Here is a 16,322-nt window from a genome sequence, read left to right as displayed (position 1 = left end):
GCTTCGCTTTGCGGATCGGATGATCGTAGACAATCTCACGCTGTGCAGTATTGCCAACTACGAATAGAAGGGCACCAACTGCGTGCGGCTTGGTTCCAACTGGAGCGACCTTTATGTGGCAACCCGATTCCTCGCTAGCTAGCTTTTCAAGGGTCCAGAAAAGGCTAAATGGACAGCTTGCATCTGCGAAACGTACTTGCCGCCACGAGTCGGATTGCTGAAGTGCAACCCGATTACCCAAGTAAGTTGAGAATGGATACTCCGCTCGAAATCCAGGTACGCCGATCACAGGAAACACTCGATCGACTGCGGGTTGGATTTGCTCCAACAAATGAGCAACTCGCGTCCCTTCGAATCCCAAAAGCGGGGCAAACACCATGCTGTCTGTGACGCGCGAGAATGAGGCTAGCCCAGGAATTGGTTCGACACCTTCGATTTTCTCACTAAGATCATATATCTGCCCCTCCGTTGGGTTGACGCTAGCTTGGTACTCGCGTGGCTCGACGTACACAACGTGTGTCTTCACGTCGGCGAACAACGCAGTTCTAAGCAGCGGCATCCAGACGTGGTGCCTCAGCCCAGTTATGTCGATATACGCCGCACAGCCAGTGAACTGCGCCCAGAACTTGCCAAGCTGGCCTGTGCTTCGGAGAGGGTAGACTTGAACGCCTGAGGCGCCAACCCGCAGGGTCACGGATGTTCTTTCCTCTGCGACTACGCTCGCGTAAGTCACATTAGCGAGCCCCTGCAGGCGAGCAGAATGAGAGGCGCGATCTTCGATTCCCTGATCCCTCGCAACGTAGACGGCTCCGACCTTCGGTGTAAAGTCCAAAGGATCGTCATACCACGCAGTAAATGGGAGTTTGTCACGATACGCCGTCATAGAATTTCTCGAAGAGCAGCATTTGATCCGGCAAAGGATCATCTAAGGTTCTTTTAGAGCGTGAAAGCAGCTCCTCAACTCCTGATCGTGGATCATTCACCAACGCAAGAAGTTCACGCCCGGTAATGGTCATCTTTCGCTTGCGGCGATGGCTAAACACGAAAAACGGAGCGAACACTGGATGCAATGAGTAATCGTAATCGCGGATGTCATCATCGCCCGTGGGCTTGGTACCACTGAAACGCACGCAGGCGAGGTGCATCACTGCTGCACGCATCAGCTCGCTCACGTCCGCTGACAAGTGAGCATCCGAAAAGGTAAACTGGTTCACTTCTGGAGTATGACCGCCAGCATCAGCCGCCATTACTCCAAAGACACGGCCCATACCAAGTAGCATGCGAGTAAGCCTGCCTCCGTATACGCTTAACCCTTCTAGCTCGGATAGATTCTTGCGTCCGACATGCTGCGCGGACTCAGTCTGAAGTTTCGGCGATACTGGTGTATCGAGATTATTCCCTTCGGCCAGATGCGAAATGAGACTCCTGTCAACTAATTCCAGAAGGTACCTGATATTGGAACCAGCCAGATGAGTAAACGTATCCCAGCCGCAAAAGTACTTGCGTATTCCTCGTCGCCCTCGCCGGATCGTGAATAGAGCTGCATAAGCGTAGTTGCCACATTTAGTCTCCCAAGAGCCTGGGTTTCCCATCGCACTACGAAATACATCAACCAAATCCTCGGAATTGCCCTCTGTCCAGTAGTCGATTAGAAACAGTTCAAAGTCGTCTAGGACTTCCAAAGACTTCACTTCCTCAGCGTCTAGTTGGCTACGCAGTTTTTCGCGAATAGGTCCTGCTAACTTTGATACCTCTAGCGCTGTCGCTTCCTCCTTAATCGACATTCCAGGGAAAAGCGTGACGACATCGGGCTGGTCTCCGTCGAGGTACTCGGAAAGCCTCTGCAATCGGGAATTGCAAACCTGCTTTGCAAAATCACTGAACTCCCTTTGTGGCAGTTCAGCTGCTATGTCGATGAGCCGGTAATCTGCGGGGCTAACCAGCGGCTCTTCAGGGTTCAATGTCGTCTTGCACTTCCAGCACAGCTCTCTGATGCCAATCTTAAACACATAGCGATCGCTGCCGTGCTTTATCAGGGTGTTCACTACCTGTTGCTGGTTGACATCCAGATTCTCATACTCGTCGATAAGGAACGAGAAGGTCTTGCCGTGCAATGCCCCCGATGATGTCAACGCACGAATCAAGAGATCGACCGGTGCGCCTTGTGAGGAGAGTGTAACGCTACCAGCATCAGCGATATTGTTAACGTACACTTCGAACTGCACCATGGCGTCTTGTACTGACTCCTTAAGCGCAGTCAGTTCTGTGCTTTCAGCGAGTCCGAGACTCGACGCTATGCGCGTGCAGTCCTTTGCGTCGATGGTAACTGTGATGGAAGTAGTCTTTTCATACCATGAGGTAAACTCTAGCAGTAAGTCCGTTAGTAATAGATTAAAGTAGTGAGCGAATAGCTTTTGCCACTGCGGACTTGACGCCTCATCGCCTGCGAATGCGGTAACTCGATTTGTGTCGATGCGATGGTAGACGCCGTAAGTTTCCCACGAAGCTACTGCGCTTGAATCTCTGCCAAGAAGAGCGAATTGACCTTGGTAGGAAAGTCCACGTAGCACTGTTGTCTTGCCGGTGCCGCGTCCACCGATCAAAACACATGGGTAATGCGTGGCCAGCTCCGGAAAGTACCGCGGCTCCAGAAAATATGAGAATATGTCCTCTTTCAGCCATTCCGCTTTGTAAGCAAAGACGGCGTTAAGAGCGCGGCGAATATCAGAAGCACTTGCCATCAGTCCCTCCTCCATAGCGGTCGCCATCCCGATTGCGTTGTATAGAAGATTGGAAGGCAGGCGTCAGGGATTTGGTGCTCGAATGCAATGCCAAGCCCTAGTCGTGCGAATCCCTGCCAGTCTGTAGTGGATGCTCCGTTGGTGTCATCTAGGCATAAACGCTCGCTCACCCTCTTTACAAAAGCTGGGCCATCTGACGCTAGCGCAGCGGGCCAGAACACGGAAGGGGCATTAAGCGCGCTGTATTCATCTCCGAGAACGTGCAACGGGACGCATGAAATGTTTTTGGGCAAGAAGGTAAGTGCATTGTTTACAGCCAGCGAGGTGCAAAAGAGCGGTATGTAGAAGCATGTAGGAAGCGACGATGCTAAATCTGCGAAAGATTGACTCGCCGTTCCGTATTTCCGTTGGATTGTTGTAAGAAACTGATTGCCGCTGCCGACGAAATCGTCAACAAAGACAATCGCAGATACCGAAGCAGTAGTCGCTATTTCGAGAGCTCTCTCAGGCGACATAATTCGCTCTTCAGGAATACCGAGTAGGTCCCTCGCTCGGCGCACGAACAAGTGGCCGCTGTCAGCGTCTGAAGGTGTTTCCCCCGTTGGATAGGTCACGACAAGTTCATCGAAGAACTTTGCCCAAGCGGCTTTGGCAGCAACTGCAGGAGTGCCAGGTAAGACAACGTGGCGACTCAAGCGAAGAAACGAGGCGGCAAAAAGCTCATCTACCAAACGATCAGAGAAATAGCAGAAGCCATTTAAGAGGTGTACGGCCAACTCCTCCTCGTCAGGCTGAAAGTTGCGAAGCCATCCATCGGGGTCTAATCGTGTTTGAAGAGGCCATACGTGCGACTCCGTGAAGAACGAACTCTTCTCTCTAACGAAGGCACGATTGACGGAGTGGGCTAGCACGACAGTGGCGAGACCTATGAGGTAATGGAGTGAACAAACCCAGCTAGGTTGTACCTGGAATCGATGACTCTTTACAGCTCCCCTCGAAAAGCTTGGTCGAGAATCGAGGGCAGAAGTGCCTCAAGGCGACTAGTTACCGACGCCTTCTCGCTTGCTGTGCCCAATATCGCATTCCGGATATGGCGTAGACGATGTTGCGATTCCATTGGAGGCAAAGGCATTTCGAACGCCAGAAAATCCTTTGGATTAAGTCGCCGCCGCCGTTGATTTGTGCCAGTACTGGACCCCGCAAGGCGAGGCCAGACAGAGGGAGAGCGAAAGTAAACGTCTAGCACCTCTGGCAGTACTTTTGTCTCATCGACCTCAAAGACAGGGTATTCTGGCGATACGTAGAGCCCGTCGCACTCTTCTGGGACAATCCCTAAGGCACCTTCCCAGGCCATTAGTTTTGGATAAATAAAGTTGTCTTTATTCAGGCGGGAAAGTTTAGAGTAAGAAAACTCCATTCCGGTTTTCGCGTCACCCTTGAAAACGCCGCGACCGAAACAGTAAACACCGGCAAAGTGATACTTCTCCGCCGCCTGCACTTGAACGTCTGGCTTTCGCCAGTTGACGAGTTCGGATAGCTGTGTAAGCTCCGCCTCACTAGAGCTGTCGTGAATCAGCGATCTGCAAAGTTGATCCGCCAATTCAGAAGAACTAACGCGCAGCCCCCGCGCCTCCGCAATCTTCCCCGCCAAGCTTTCGATCTTCGCCACGATCCGCCGCTGCTCCGCAAGCGGTGGCAATGGGATCGTCTGTCGCAGGAATACATCTTCCTTCAGGCGAACCCGGTTGGTTGTCCCTTCGCTTGCCCGCCGACAGGCATCAACGAACCCTCGCGTCTTTGACAGCCATCCCAAGTACGCCGGAAGCAGCTTGTCCGGAACAGCATTGAAGGTTGGGAAATCGTTCGAGACGACAGCGCCATCCAGCCCGTCGGGCACAATTCCAGTAGCCCCGTTTCTGGCGTCGATCCGCGAAAGGATGAACTGGCCAGAGCGAACAATGGAGCGTCGTGCGGCAGCCATCTCGCTCCCCAGGGCCTCGCGCCGCTCGATGACGCCACGACCCCATAGCTTGACGGTCACCTCGCGGTAGAGTGCGTCCGCTACGATATCGATGGTATCGTCATTCTTTTCAAGCACTTCTCCAATCAGAACCTGTGGTGCCCAGCCATTGCTTTCACTCATCCGGCCGCCCCCGCGAGTTCCGCCTCGATCTCTTCCATAATCTCGATGATCCGCCGCTCCTTCTGCAGGATGTCGGCCACCAGCTGCTCGGGGGGCAGGTGCTCCAAGGCCTCGGCGCTGTTGGGGTTTTTGATGTCGAGATTGCAGCTGACCAGAGCGTCATTGTCGTCGTACTTCAGCACGTCACTCGCTGGCACTTTCCACGCCTGGTCGTTCTCACTACGGCGCTTCAGCCGGAACCACTTCAGGCAGTCGCCGAACTCCTCGAACTGCATCGGCTTGGTCTTCGAATAGTTCTTCCGCCCCTCGGGGAGCGGCAGTTCGTAGTACCAGATGTCCTTGGTTGGACCGCTGCGATCGAAGATCAAGAGATTGGTCGGAATTTTGGTGTACGGCTCGAAGACGCCGTTCTGGAGCCGCACAATGGTGTGCAGGTTGTAGTCCTTGAGCAGGGATTCCTTGATCCGCGCGCAGACGCCATCGCCGAACAGCGTGCCGTTGGGCACCACCACCGCGGCGCGGCCCGGCTGCTTGCCGCCCACAGGCCGCCGTAGCCGCCGCATGATGAGCTGCAAGAACAGCATCGCCGTTTCGGCGGTCTGCATGTCTTGTGGGAAGCCGCTCTTGATGCTCGCCTCCTCTTCGCCACCGAACGGCGGGTTGGTGAGGATCACATCGACGCGATCGCGGTCGCCGATCTCGGTCACTTTCAAGGCGAGCGAATTGCCGTAGTCGAGCTGCGGCGACTCCATGCCATGCAACAGAAGATTCATTTGGCACAAGAGATAGGGAAGCGACTTTGCCTCCTGCCCGAGTAGGCTGCCATTGTGCAGCGTCTTGCGGTGCTTGGCCGTCTTGACTTGTTTCTCCATGTGCTCGAAGGCTTCGACGAGGAAGCCGCCGGTGCCGCAGGCCGGGTCGAGCACCGTCTCACCGAGCTGCGGGTCGAGCGCTTCGACCATGAACTGCACGACCGGCCGCGGCGTGTAGAACTCGCCCGAGTCCCCCGCCGCGTCCCGCATCTCACGGAGCATCGTCTCGTAGAGCCGGCTAAGCGTGTGGATTTCTTCGGTTGAGTCGAAGTGGATGCCATCGATCTTGTTGAGCACATCCCTCAACAGATACCCGGATTCCATCCGGTTGCTAACGCCGCGAAAGACATTGGCGACAACTTCTTCGCGGCCACTCCCCTCGGCCGATTGCAAGCTCCGCAAATGGGCGAACAAGCCGGCCCCTTCCTTGCCATTGGGAAGCGTGGCCTTCTCTTGATTGATGAACGCGATCAACTCGGGACCGGTCAAGCCATCATCGGCGGAAGCCCAGTCCCGCCAACGGTACGGCTTCTTGATGAGCGGCCGGAAGCGATCGCCACCGAGTTCGGCCTCTGCTTCCCTCAGGCGTTCCATGTCGTCAAGGAACTTGAGGAACATGATCCAGGTAAGCATCGGCAACCGGTCGAGGTCGCCGTTGAGACCTTTATCTTTGCGCATGATGTCGCGGCACGACTTGACGAGGCTACCGAGCGACTGCGCGGTGGTCTGGGGTGTGGCGGCCTTCTTGGCTGCTTTCTTATTGGCCATCTGATGTTCCTTCCTTGGTGTTTTGACGAATGCGGTTCGCGACTTTATTCCTTGTGGACTGTCGGCTAACGACCCCCTTCAATGCCTCCGTCATATGCATAGCGCTGAAAATCGTCCACAGTTGCGCAAGAGCAAGGCCGCTTAGCACTGCGAAAGACGAGCCGCGGAGTAGCTCTTTGTGCGCCACAAGAGTTGTGCTCTGTCGAAGCAGAGGGTGAGCCACAACCGCAACTAGGGTGAGCAGTAGAATAGCGAGTGATAGAAAAAACGGCAGCAGCAGGTGATCGGCAACCTGGTTGTCGTCGTCTCGCTCATCTGAACGTATACAATCAGCGCGTGATCGCTCAAACACGCGTTTCCTCAACCCAGGATATAGCAAACCTATCCAGAGGCCAAAAACCGCGAACATGATGCCACTGACGTTCTGCAAAACCTGGTAGACGGCAATCTGCTCGCTGATTGCCACTGACCTTCCAAGCACGAAAGACCAGCACACAGCTGCTATGGCCAATATGGCGAGCAATATTCTGGCAATCTGCCGATAGCTAGGCCGTGACATGTTCGCCCTCCCTCGCCAAGCTCAACACGCGCTGACGGCGACGGCTCAACTGCCTGAGCAATGCGTCTCCATCGAGAACGGCCGCGTTAGAGAAAGTAAGCTCTAGCTCAATTATGTCGGACGCCAAGCTTCGGCTTAGCCAGTACGTTGTGGCGTCACCCTGCAGGCGAAATCCGATGTCATGGAAGCGGCCCTGACTGCCGCTCAGCTCTTGGTCGGCTTGCCAGTGCTCAACAATCGCCTCAAACTCTTCCGCTGACGGTTGGCACTCTAAATCCAATCGTAGACGGTGTTGGCCCGTAAGCTCTCCTGAGGGGTTGCCTGACAAGCTTCTCCAGACTGATTGCCAAAGCGCGATATCCTCCCGCACTTGATAACTGAGCACATCGTGCTGCTGAACTCGTCGGATGCGAGATCTGTTTTGCCGGAGGAAATCTATCTCCCCCGGTAGGCGGACAGGCCCGCACTGGTAGGACGGCCGGACGCTTTCAATCGCTTCTGGATCACCCCCCTCTGCATAGCCCGCGATCACATCTTCTTCTTCAGTTGATTCGATTTGATCAAGCACGACATGCTTGGAGTACTTGTCGAGGAAGCCTCGAAAAAAGCTCCGTAGGTTCGACCTCCCATTCAGGCGGTTGCGGACCTGAATGGTCGCGTACTTGTCAGTGTCGTGCGGAAACCAGAAGTACGATGGATAGCCGGTAACGTAGCCTTGCCTGACTGGAGAGGTGGATACGGCTGCGGCGTTGACTTGTCCCGAAAGCTGGACCGACGCCACCGCCCCTTCCGTTGTCGGGGTTTCATTCCAAGTTATGAGAAGCGTATCTCCGTTTCGCTGCGTATGTATTCCATAGCAAAAGGTACGCAACAAATTCCCATCTTGTTCTTCCGACGGCTCATAGGTTGCCGTCTCACTTAGGCTCTTGCCGTCAACCCAACTCTTGACGTCCAACAACATGTCGGCAAGCCCGCCAAATTCAGCGGTTGTAGCACCGCGACGGTAGTAACCGCACTTCTCAACCTCGAAGAACTTCATTCTGACTTCGTCCGCCATATCCAACTCCCTTACGCTACGTACAACTGATTTTGAAGTTGGATTACGGCGGCGCGCAAACGATCCGCTCCGCCGAACAACTGAATGATCTCGCGCACGTTGCCCCGATCCGAGATGGGGGGCACCTTGAGCACGTCCGGGACTTCGAATTGCCCGGCCCCGTGGTCTTCGTACTTAAGCAGGATTTCTAGCAGCACCCCCTTCGCTTCTTCCCCATACTGAGCGAAGAAGTCGCTCTTCTCTTTGCGTACTCGCTCGGCGCGTTCTCTCCGTGTACGCAAGGGTGCATTGAAGGCGATGTGGCAGAGCAGGTCGAACGGATCGGCATCGCGATGACCTGCCGCTTCTTCCAGATCGGTAAAGTCGATGCCGCGGCTCTGTAGCTCGGCAATGATCTCTTGCCGACGGTGCCCGTCGAGCCATCGGTCGAGCAGATCGTCGGGGTCGCGGCAGAGCGACCGGACGCGGCCGGCGGTGTAGTCAATGAACTCGGTGACTGTGAGCAGCTTGCCATCGGCGGTCAGGTCCTGGGTGACCTCGTGGGCGATCCCTACTCCCGCATCCCTATCGATATAAAACTTGCGTGGTTCTCCACCACCGGACGAGTCGTCGATGATCGTCGTGCCGCCGGGAGGTGGGTCTTCTTCAGTCCCATCAGGGTCGCCGCCATCCCCCGGATCGACCGGGTCGACAAGAACTTCTTCCCCCTCCCCGTCGATCGTGATCTCCTCGACCAACTCGGGTTCGCCATCGAAGTCGGGGTCGGCAAAATGGCTAGTCGCCGTCCCCGTGTAATCGAGGATCGAAAACCACAGCTTGCCGTAGTCTTCGTCGATCCGCGTGCCGCGGCCGATAATCTGCTTGAACTCGCTCATCGAGCCGACGACCCGCGCTAGCGCGACAATCTTGACCATCTTGGCGTCAACGCCGGTGGTCAGCAGCTGTGAGGACGTAAGGATGACCGGTTCTTCGGTCTCCAGTTCCTGGAAGCGGCTCAGATGGCCGCGTCCGATCTGCCCTTCGTCGGCAGTAACACGAACGACATAGTTCGGGTACTGCTTCGCCCGCTCAGGGTCGTGCTTGGCGAGTAATTTCTGCAACTCGCTCCGCATCTCCTGGGCGTGTTCCTGATCGACGCAGAAGACAAGCGTCTTCGCCATTGGGTTGTTTTTCTGCAAGAACCCGAACAAATGCTTGGCGATCGCCTGAGTACGGGAGCGGAGTGCGACAACACGCTCAAAATCCTTGGTCTGGTACTCGTCGTCAGGGATTTCACGGCCGAAGCGATCAAGCTCACCTTTGCTCGGGCGCCAGCCGGTGGCATCGGCTGTAGTAACAACGCGGTGAACTCGGTAAGGGGCAAGAAAACCGTCTTCGATTCCTTGCCGCAGGCTGTAGGTATAGAGCGGGTTTCCAAAGTACTCGTAGGTATCGCGGCTGTCGTCGCGGAGCGGCGTCGCCGTCATGCCGAACTTGGCCGCGCCGGTGAAGTAGTCGAGGATCTCGCGCCAGTTACTGTCGGAGCGTGAGCTGCCACGGTGGCACTCGTCGATAATGATGAGGTCGAAAAAATCGGGGGCGTACTCTTTGTAGAGTCCTGGGCGACGTTCGTCGGCCGCGATCGCCTGATAGGTTGCAAAGTACATCTGGCGACTCGTGATCGCTTCGCCTTGAATGCGGTGACAGGCGTCGCCAAACGGAAAAAAGTCTTTCGTCAGCGGGTCTGAAACCAAAATGTCGCGGTCGGCCAGGAAGAGGATGCGGGGGCGTTCGTTCGCCTTGCCCCGGCGGTTCCATTTGGCGTTCCACAGCTTCCAACAAACCTGGAAGGCAACGACCGTCTTGCCGGTGCCGGTCGCCATCGTCACCAGCACACGGTCGCGGCCCTGAACGAGGTTCTGGACAACGCGATTGATCGCGATCTCTTGGTAGTAACGGGGCACCTTCTTTGGCTGGATATACGAGCCTTCAAGCAGCTGCTGCGCCTTGTGGTCATCTAGACCGTCAGCCTGCTTGATTCTGCTTAGCAGCGATCCCGGAGTGGGAAAATCAGCCAGCTCGCTTTCCGAGCCTGTGGCGAAGTCAAACTCGACGATCCCTTGTCCGTTTGTCGAGTACGCGAAACGCAGCCCGAGCGCTTCGGCGTAATCTCGCGCTTGCTGCAGCCCGTCGGCTGGGTGTTTGAATTTGGCTTTCGCCTCGACGACTGCGATCGGGAAGTCGCGCGTGTAGCGCAGTAGATAATCGACTCGCTTCTTTTCGCCGCGGCGGGTCTTGGCGTCGGGCTTCACGAACACACGGCCATCAGTGAACGTGCGTTGCTCCGTGAACGAGTGCGGCGCAGCGTCCCAACCAGCCGAAACGAGCTTCGGAACCACGTACTTAGTGCAAGTATCCGCTTCGTTCATCGAGGTTTTCTCCCCCGGTATCGACCGTGGAGCTGATTCTCGTTGGCCACCTCCTCCAGCACGTAGTGCCAGACCGTCCCCATCCGCTCGGCGCGGATCGCGTGGCCGCGTTGCCGCAAAGCCATTACGGCCCGCGAAATCGTAGGGACCGAGACACCAATCTCCTCCGCCAGTTCGGGCGTGGAGTACCGGCCCGTCGCGATCAGGTCCAGAATCGCCTGGAGACGGTTTTCGATTTCTAGAGAACGCTCGTAGAGCATGATGCTCCCTCCTTGTGAGCCCCATGTCTATCACTTTCTGATAGCAATTGCAATCAGCGCCCAGGGCTGTCGAAAACCCTCGCCCTGACGCTTTGGAGTTACGGTGTCTCCGGGGCGTTCTCGGCCTCTAAACTTACGCCGAGGATATGATCCGCCGCCCGCTGCCCCTGCCCGGCCGCCTGCACCACGAGCTTCTTGTCGTCCTTGAGCTTCTTCCGCCAGCCGTCGATGTAGGCGGCCGATTGCTCGATCGTCGGCGGACTGATGCCGGCTGCGGCGCAGAGAAAAGCCGAGCCCATCTCGGCGACCAGTTCCTCCTTGGAATAGTCGGGCGAGCCGAACGGGGCCGGGGCTTCGTCCAGGCCACGGTTCAGACGCGACTTGTGGCCTGTCGAGTGGGCTAGCTCATGGAAGAGCGTCGCGTAGTACGATTCGCGCGTCTCAAAGCGGTCTGGCGCCGCGATCCTTACCGTGTCGATTTTGGGGAGGTACATGGCCGCTGCGCCGGTATGCAGCACAAGCGGTCCTCCTGCGTAGCTGGTGGCAATCCGATCCGCCTCGGCGATCGGCTCGAAGGGCTCAGCAACTACGACGTCGGTCGCTTGGTCGGGCGTTTTGAGCCCTTCGCACTGCTCGGCGTTGAAGACGTTGTAGTGACGCAGGACCGGGATCGTGATCGCTTCGCCGCTCTCCTTGTCGGTAGTCGCCGCTTGCTTCCAGAACACCACGAGCGTTGACTTCTCCCCTTTGCGGACTTTGCCGTTGTTCTTGGTGACTTGATTGAACGTCGCCCAATAGTCCGATCCGTAGCCGTGCGCCCAACTGGTCATCGCGAGCAAAAAGACGTTGATGCCGCGGTAGTTCTTGCCGGTCGAGAGGCTCTTAGGCATGCCGTCGGATGTGTTGGATCGCTTGATCGGCTGCCGCCACGGCGCTACCCCCGTTTCGAGCAATTCAAGAATCCGGCTCGTGACCTCCTGATAGATGTCTCGCCTCGGTTTCTGTTCCGCCTTCTTCCTATCGCCCCACGCCACGAAATCGCCTTTGATACTCGGTTGCTCTCCTTTCTGATTGCCATAGAGCGCTTGCGCGAGTCAAGCGGATTCTCACCGGCTGATATCAGACCCCATGAACGCGCCCTAGAGGCGTTTGTCGTCGGGACGCGGGCCAGCACGGCCTTACTCCCTAATCGCTTGGTGAAAGTCTTCGATGCAGCGTGGCGGCCGCGATCGACCGTTCAAGGGCATGGCTGCAGCGGGGCCCCTTCCCCCCTTCGCCCTGTCCCCGTGGGGCAGACCCTTGAGCGGCTCGCTCTGAGCGGTCGCCAGGGGCTCGGCATCTTCAACCAAGCAGTAACAGGAGCAGACCAATGACCAACTCCACGAATCCAGTCCACGCCGACCGGGCCGACGAACTTCGGCTCTGGTCCGACAAACTCGATCGGGTCGCCGATCGCTTCACCGAGCGGCTCGACTACGACCGCTACACCGGACTAACCGAGCAAGCCTGTGAGCTACGGGCGGTCGCAGAATTACTTTCCAGTCCCAACCGGTTCGCCCACGTCGCCCAACTGATCGAGCTCGCGCAGGAGCACCTTCGCTCCATCGAGCAGACGTACGGCAAGGAGAATCGCGATGACTAATCCCGCCAAGACAATCGGTCGCTACGACCTCGATGAACTACTACGGCAGCGCCGGCAGATTGCCCATATCTGGAGCATCGAAGACGTTCAGTCGGTGCGAACCGACTTAAGCGACGAGCAGGCTTGGCTCGTTCTGCAAGCCGTCGATCGCTGCAAGGATGCCGAGCATGGCATCCACTGGGAAACGATCCGCGTGTCTGCGGAGCATCTCTTCCCTGAAGCCTAGCGTTCCGGTGAGACCGTCCACGCCGTGTGCGACGGTCTTTACTTCCTCATGGGCTTAAAATCCACCTACCCTGCCTTCGCTCCGGAGTTTCTTCCTTACGCCGCTATGCCGCGTAACGCGAGTAACCTTGTAGCAGTCTGACTCGCATGCTCCCGCCACCGTTGTGATCTTCAGAGAGCCCCCTCCGCTTCGGGGCATGGCTGAACGTGGGCCAGACGATAAGCGAGCGTCGCGGACGATCGTCAAGGGACGCCTGCAGACGCTGCGCATCTTCGGCGTACCCCGGTGGGGCACACCCTGGACGCCGCCGCGGGTGGCCGCTCGCTAGATTCGCTCGGCATCGTTCAACCAACCCTCGAAAGGAGGAACCTACGATGTCTCAAGACCAACAGATGGCCGCACAGTTGCGGAACGAACTTCAGCACTTCACTGGCGACTTGGAGCGCTACCGGCACCCGATCAACCGCAAGGTGATCTACACGCCAGGCGTCAAGCACGTAGCCGAGCGGGCTGGCGCTTACTGGCTCATCGACGCCATCGCGAGCTGGATCGGCAGCCACTCGTTCAACGAGGCGCTCAACAAAGACGACCGGATTGCGGGGCTTCACCGCTGGCGACTAGAAGTCGCTGCCGATGTATCCGCGACTTTGCAGGCCTTGATCGAAGGGGCTGAGCCTCCCTACGCACCGATGGCTTTCATCACACAGCGAATCCCGTTCACGGACTTCCCGCTGGAAAGCATCGAAATCTGGGCCGGCTTTGACGGTCAGCACTGATCGCTCACCGAGCCGGGTCGCTTCCTAGGAGGCGGCCCGGTTCTCTAGTTCAATTTTGTGCTTGGTTGTAAATCGCCGGACTGCCCGATCAGCGCCTGATGTTCGAGCGAGACCATTTCGATTCGGCTGCGATAACACTCGCCGCCTCGCTTTTCGTTAGCACGGCGTTTCGCTCCTTGGCACCTCGCCTGCAATCTCGCGGCGTCTATTACGGTTGCGCGAGAAGCTCCTCTATCTACGCACCGCCGCGGTCAAGGAACTTGACTCGCGCAGTTGATCTGCGCTAAGCCGATAAGATAGAAACCAGCAACAGAAGGAGTAACTCAATGAGCGATACCAACAACAAACCGGTCCAGGAAGTTCGCGACGGCGGCCTGCGGATCGCCATCTTCCGCAACGAACCGAAGCAAGAAGGCGACCGCCCCCGCTACTCGGGCAAGCTAACGCGGAGCTACCGCGACGCGCAAGGCGATTGGCACGACACGGAGTACCTCTCGGGGACGGAGTTCCTTCGGGCGGCGAGGCTGATGGAGCAGGCCTACGATGCCGAGTTGGCTCAGAGATCAGCGGACAAAAACGAAGCCCCCGAGCCGACCGCTTAGGTGCTACTTAAAGTGAGGGCGGCGTTGCACTGGTGATGCCTCCCTCCTCAAACGCGCGTCGGTGAACACGAACCTCGGCAGAGTCGGGTACTTTCTTCGGTGTCGCGGCTGAGGCAACCGACGCGCACTTCCGCAGCACGAAACTGGAGGCGGTGTCCAACTCAATCCGAGACCGCTGCGCCTCGGAGAAGATTTGTCGGCCGTCGTGCGTAAGTGACCCAGGACGGTTCGACATTGGCCACGAACGCAGCCGCTCCAAGGTCTCCAAACGTTGCCGGTTGCGATCATTTTGACAACACTTTTCGCTCCCCCGAATTTGCTGAGGAGTCTTCCGCCGCGAGACACCTCCAGCAGTTCGCCAAAGTTCCAAACCGCCTCGGTTGATGCAACCGACCGCAGGTCGGTACGCCCTCCAAGTCGCCTCGGTCGGTCGGACCTGTGAGGATCGCGGGATCGGTTTCTTGAATGCTTCGGTGAAAACAACCTCAGCGACTTAGCCGGAGCCCTAGAGCGGATTGCTCTTTGAGGTAACGAGGCTGTTGAGTTAAGACTGGGGCTTCCACGGACAGGAGGTCGGGCATGGCGGCGTACTCATCGGACCTGCGTGAGCGGGTGTTCGAGGCGTATCAATCGGGGCTGAGCAGCCCGCAGGTGGCCGAGCGTTTCGGGGTGAGCGCCCCGTTCGTGCGGAAGCTGGCGTTGCTGCACCGCCGGTATGGGTCGATCGAGCGACGGCCCGTAACCCAAGGCCGCAAGCCGGTGCTCGACGACAAGCAGCGCGATCGGCTGATCGAGCTAGCGGGCCGTGAGCCCGACCTGACGCTCGCGGAGATGAAGAGCCGCCTGCGGCTACGATGCTGCGAGACGACCGTCTGGCGGGAGCTGAAGAAGGCCGGGTTCTCTTTCAAAAGAAGTCCTTCCAAGCTAGCGAGCAGCTCCGGGAAGACGTCGCGGCAGAGCGCGAACGTTGGGCCCGCCGCGTGAAACGGGCCGACGCCCGCCGGCTGATCTTCCTCGATGAGAGCGGGGTCCGGGTCGGCATGAAGCGGCTCTACGGGCGATCGGCCAAGGGCTGGCGGGTGGTCGATCGCACCTCGGGCGGACACTGGCAGACGCACACCATGACCGCCGCGATCGGGCTGGGCGGCATCGTCACGGCGATGGTGACCAAGCGGGCGATCAACTCGATCACGTTCCTCGGCTTCGTCGAGGAGTTCCTCGCCCCGAAGCTCACTCCGGGCGACGTGGTCGTGATGGACAACCTGGCGGTCCACCGGGTGAAGGGGGTCGAAGAAGCCCTCCACCGATTCGGAGCCCGGGCGTGGTTCCTGCCGCCGTACTCGCCCGACTTCAACCCGATCGAGCAGGCTTGGTCACAGGCCAAGAGCTGGCTGCGGAAGAAGTCACCGCCGACCTTCGACCGATTGGTCGATTCAATCGGCGACGCCCTGCGTCGCGTCACCCCCGAACACTGCCGCAACTACTTCATCAACTCCGGCTACCGCGTTACGCGAAAGAACAAACCGCCCTAACTCCGCGAAGTCGATGCAACCTCGGCAGTTCACGAGAGTCCCTCGGTCATCGGCGGATGCGGCAGTGGTATTCTAAAGGCCCTACTGATTCGACCGCGCCGACATGGGTTAGTGTCGGCGAGACAACCACCGCCCCGATCACGCTCAGCCGGTCGCGTGAGTCCCATGAACGCTGCACCGGGGTGTGACCCGCAGGAGCCCAAGTCCGCCGGTCCACCGGCTGGAGCATGAAACCCGTTTCGTCGAGGAAGACGACGCTCCCCCTCTTCTCACGGGGACTTTTTGATCTGCGGCCACTCGATTTTCAGCCACAGCTCGACCGCTTCGGGGTATCGCCCGCGGGTGCCTGGCCTGCTCCCCAAATCCTGATCCAGTCGTTATGAAGGTCACACCCGCCCGAAGGGCCAGGAGACCGAAGGATGAGTTCGAAGCGTAGGAAGCGGCACACGCCGGAGCAGATCGTGAAGACGCTTTACGTGGCCAAGAGCAGCCCGTGGGAGCACGGTTACATCGAGAGCTTTAATAGCCGCTTCCGCCAAGAGCTGCTGGAGCGCGAGCTGTTGTTGGGCCTGGAGGACGCCCGCTAGTGCGTCGATCGATGGCGCCTGGACTACAACCACCACCGGCCACACAGCTCGCTGGGGTACGTCCCCCCGGCCGAGTTCGCCGTACTCTAGCCCCCCTCCGCTCTGGAGCCTGCTTCGGCTACGCCTCAGCAGGCCCCTCCGCTACGGAGGGCCAGCGGAGTAGCGTCCAACCAGCCCGATTCTCTCATAGCGCCTGGTACATGAATCGG

General features: G+C 58.0%; 14 protein-coding genes and 2 pseudogenes. 7 read left to right on the top strand and 9 right to left on the bottom strand.

The genetic code is table 11. From position 1 onward, the window contains the following. Nucleotides 1-866: 866 nt before the first annotated feature. From Pla111_RS15115 to Pla111_RS15085, 8 genes are all read right to left on the bottom strand, one after another. The gene (locus tag Pla111_RS15115) at nt 867-2,768 is read right to left on the bottom strand and encodes an ORC-CDC6 family AAA ATPase (RefSeq protein WP_231931085.1); all 1,902 of its coding nucleotides are present in this window, start codon (nt 2,766-2,768) and stop codon (nt 867-869) included. Beyond that, nucleotides 2,741-3,652: a phosphoribosyltransferase-like protein gene (locus Pla111_RS17780; RefSeq protein WP_449240195.1), complete on the bottom strand. Its 912-nt coding sequence runs from the start codon at nt 3,650-3,652 to the stop codon at nt 2,741-2,743. The genes Pla111_RS15115 and Pla111_RS17780 overlap by 28 nt, the downstream gene beginning before the upstream one ends. Nucleotides 3,653-3,723: 71 nt before the next feature. Then, nucleotides 3,724-4,884 (bottom strand): restriction endonuclease subunit S, encoded by a 1,161-nt coding sequence (locus Pla111_RS15110; RefSeq protein WP_146575286.1) that lies wholly within the window; start codon nt 4,882-4,884, stop codon nt 3,724-3,726. Further along, nucleotides 4,881-6,464: a class I SAM-dependent DNA methyltransferase gene (locus tag Pla111_RS15105; protein WP_146575285.1), complete on the bottom strand. Its 1,584-nt coding sequence runs from the start codon at nt 6,462-6,464 to the stop codon at nt 4,881-4,883. Before Pla111_RS15105 ends, Pla111_RS15110 begins: the two co-directional genes overlap by 4 nt. A 545-nt stretch (nt 6,465-7,009) precedes the next feature. Beyond that, on the bottom strand, nt 7,010-8,080 hold the full coding sequence (locus Pla111_RS15100) for a hypothetical protein (RefSeq protein WP_146575284.1): 1,071 nt from the start codon (nt 8,078-8,080) through the stop codon (nt 7,010-7,012). A gap of 11 nt (nt 8,081-8,091) precedes the next feature. Continuing rightward, nucleotides 8,092-10,488, bottom strand: a complete 2,397-nt coding sequence (gene hsdR, locus Pla111_RS15095) for an EcoAI/FtnUII family type I restriction enzme subunit R (RefSeq protein ID WP_146575283.1) — start codon at nt 10,486-10,488, stop codon at nt 8,092-8,094. Then, complete coding sequence (locus Pla111_RS15090; protein WP_146575282.1) at nt 10,485-10,748, bottom strand: HTH domain-containing protein; 264 nt, start codon at nt 10,746-10,748, stop codon at nt 10,485-10,487. Before Pla111_RS15090 ends, hsdR begins: the two co-directional genes overlap by 4 nt. A 98-nt stretch (nt 10,749-10,846) precedes the next feature. Beyond that, the gene (locus Pla111_RS15085; RefSeq protein ID WP_146575281.1) at nt 10,847-11,782 is read right to left on the bottom strand and encodes an ArdC family protein; all 936 of its coding nucleotides are present in this window, start codon (nt 11,780-11,782) and stop codon (nt 10,847-10,849) included. A 335-nt stretch (nt 11,783-12,117) separates the two neighbouring features. On the opposite strand from Pla111_RS15085, the gene Pla111_RS15080 reads away from it, so the two are divergent. The 6 genes from Pla111_RS15080 to Pla111_RS15060 all read left to right on the top strand — a co-directional run bounded on the left by Pla111_RS15080 (nt 12,118) and on the right by Pla111_RS15060 (nt 15,526). Beyond that, nucleotides 12,118-12,390: a hypothetical protein gene (locus tag Pla111_RS15080; protein WP_146575280.1), complete on the top strand. Its 273-nt coding sequence runs from the start codon at nt 12,118-12,120 to the stop codon at nt 12,388-12,390. After that, complete coding sequence (locus tag Pla111_RS15075) at nt 12,383-12,616, top strand: hypothetical protein (RefSeq protein WP_146575279.1); 234 nt, start codon at nt 12,383-12,385, stop codon at nt 12,614-12,616. The genes Pla111_RS15080 and Pla111_RS15075 overlap by 8 nt, the downstream gene beginning before the upstream one ends. 374 nt (nt 12,617-12,990) lie before the next feature. Next, a complete protein-coding gene (locus Pla111_RS15070) occupies nt 12,991-13,392 on the top strand; it encodes a DUF6876 family protein (protein ID WP_146575278.1) in 402 nt (133 codons plus the stop codon). Between the two features lie 326 nt (nt 13,393-13,718). Continuing rightward, the gene (locus Pla111_RS15065) at nt 13,719-13,994 is read left to right on the top strand and encodes a hypothetical protein (protein ID WP_146575277.1); all 276 of its coding nucleotides are present in this window, start codon (nt 13,719-13,721) and stop codon (nt 13,992-13,994) included. A gap of 579 nt (nt 13,995-14,573) precedes the next feature. After that, the gene (locus Pla111_RS17525) at nt 14,574-14,978 is read left to right on the top strand and encodes a helix-turn-helix domain-containing protein (RefSeq protein ID WP_231931084.1); all 405 of its coding nucleotides are present in this window, start codon (nt 14,574-14,576) and stop codon (nt 14,976-14,978) included. Then, on the top strand, nt 14,975-15,526 hold the full coding sequence (locus tag Pla111_RS15060) for an IS630 family transposase (RefSeq protein ID WP_231931082.1): 552 nt from the start codon (nt 14,975-14,977) through the stop codon (nt 15,524-15,526). Before Pla111_RS17525 ends, Pla111_RS15060 begins: the two co-directional genes overlap by 4 nt. Before the next feature lie 46 nt (nt 15,527-15,572). Here Pla111_RS15060 and Pla111_RS15055 read toward each other — a convergent pair. Further along, nucleotides 15,573-15,770: pseudogene (locus Pla111_RS15055) on the bottom strand (hypothetical protein); the annotation flags it as partial. A gap of 175 nt (nt 15,771-15,945) precedes the next feature. On the opposite strand from Pla111_RS15055, the pseudogene Pla111_RS15050 reads away from it, so the two are divergent. Continuing rightward, nucleotides 15,946-16,203: pseudogene (locus Pla111_RS15050) on the top strand (integrase core domain-containing protein). Nucleotides 16,204-16,322 lie beyond the last annotated feature (119 nt).

Origin of the sequence: Botrimarina hoheduenensis, from assembly GCF_007859815.1 — a bacterium.
GTDB lineage: Bacteria > Planctomycetota > Planctomycetia > Pirellulales > Lacipirellulaceae > Botrimarina > Botrimarina hoheduenensis.
Note: the sequence above shows the minus strand (reverse complement) of the source record. Positions and strands in the feature narration are given on the sequence as shown.

What these genes read in the sequence shown, in the direction of transcription:
- Pla111_RS15090 (WP_146575282.1), bottom strand. Translation starts at nt 10,748, where the DNA reads ATGCTCTACGAGCGTTCTCTAGAAATCGAAAACCGTCTCCAGGCGATT.
- Pla111_RS15080 (WP_146575280.1), top strand. Translation starts at nt 12,118, where the DNA reads ATGACCAACTCCACGAATCCAGTCCACGCCGACCGGGCCGACGAACTT.
- Pla111_RS17525 (WP_231931084.1), top strand. Translation starts at nt 14,574, where the DNA reads ATGGCGGCGTACTCATCGGACCTGCGTGAGCGGGTGTTCGAGGCGTAT.
- Pla111_RS15065 (WP_146575277.1), top strand. Translation starts at nt 13,719, where the DNA reads ATGAGCGATACCAACAACAAACCGGTCCAGGAAGTTCGCGACGGCGGC.
- hsdR (WP_146575283.1), bottom strand. Translation starts at nt 10,488, where the DNA reads ATGAACGAAGCGGATACTTGCACTAAGTACGTGGTTCCGAAGCTCGTT.
- Pla111_RS15105 (WP_146575285.1), bottom strand. Translation starts at nt 6,464, where the DNA reads ATGGCCAATAAGAAAGCAGCCAAGAAGGCCGCCACACCCCAGACCACC.
- Pla111_RS15100 (WP_146575284.1), bottom strand. Translation starts at nt 8,080, where the DNA reads ATGGCGGACGAAGTCAGAATGAAGTTCTTCGAGGTTGAGAAGTGCGGT.
- Pla111_RS15115 (WP_231931085.1), bottom strand. Translation starts at nt 2,768, where the DNA reads ATGGCGACCGCTATGGAGGAGGGACTGATGGCAAGTGCTTCTGATATT.
- Pla111_RS15075 (WP_146575279.1), top strand. Translation starts at nt 12,383, where the DNA reads ATGACTAATCCCGCCAAGACAATCGGTCGCTACGACCTCGATGAACTA.
- Pla111_RS15110 (WP_146575286.1), bottom strand. Translation starts at nt 4,884, where the DNA reads ATGAGTGAAAGCAATGGCTGGGCACCACAGGTTCTGATTGGAGAAGTG.
- Pla111_RS15070 (WP_146575278.1), top strand. Translation starts at nt 12,991, where the DNA reads ATGTCTCAAGACCAACAGATGGCCGCACAGTTGCGGAACGAACTTCAG.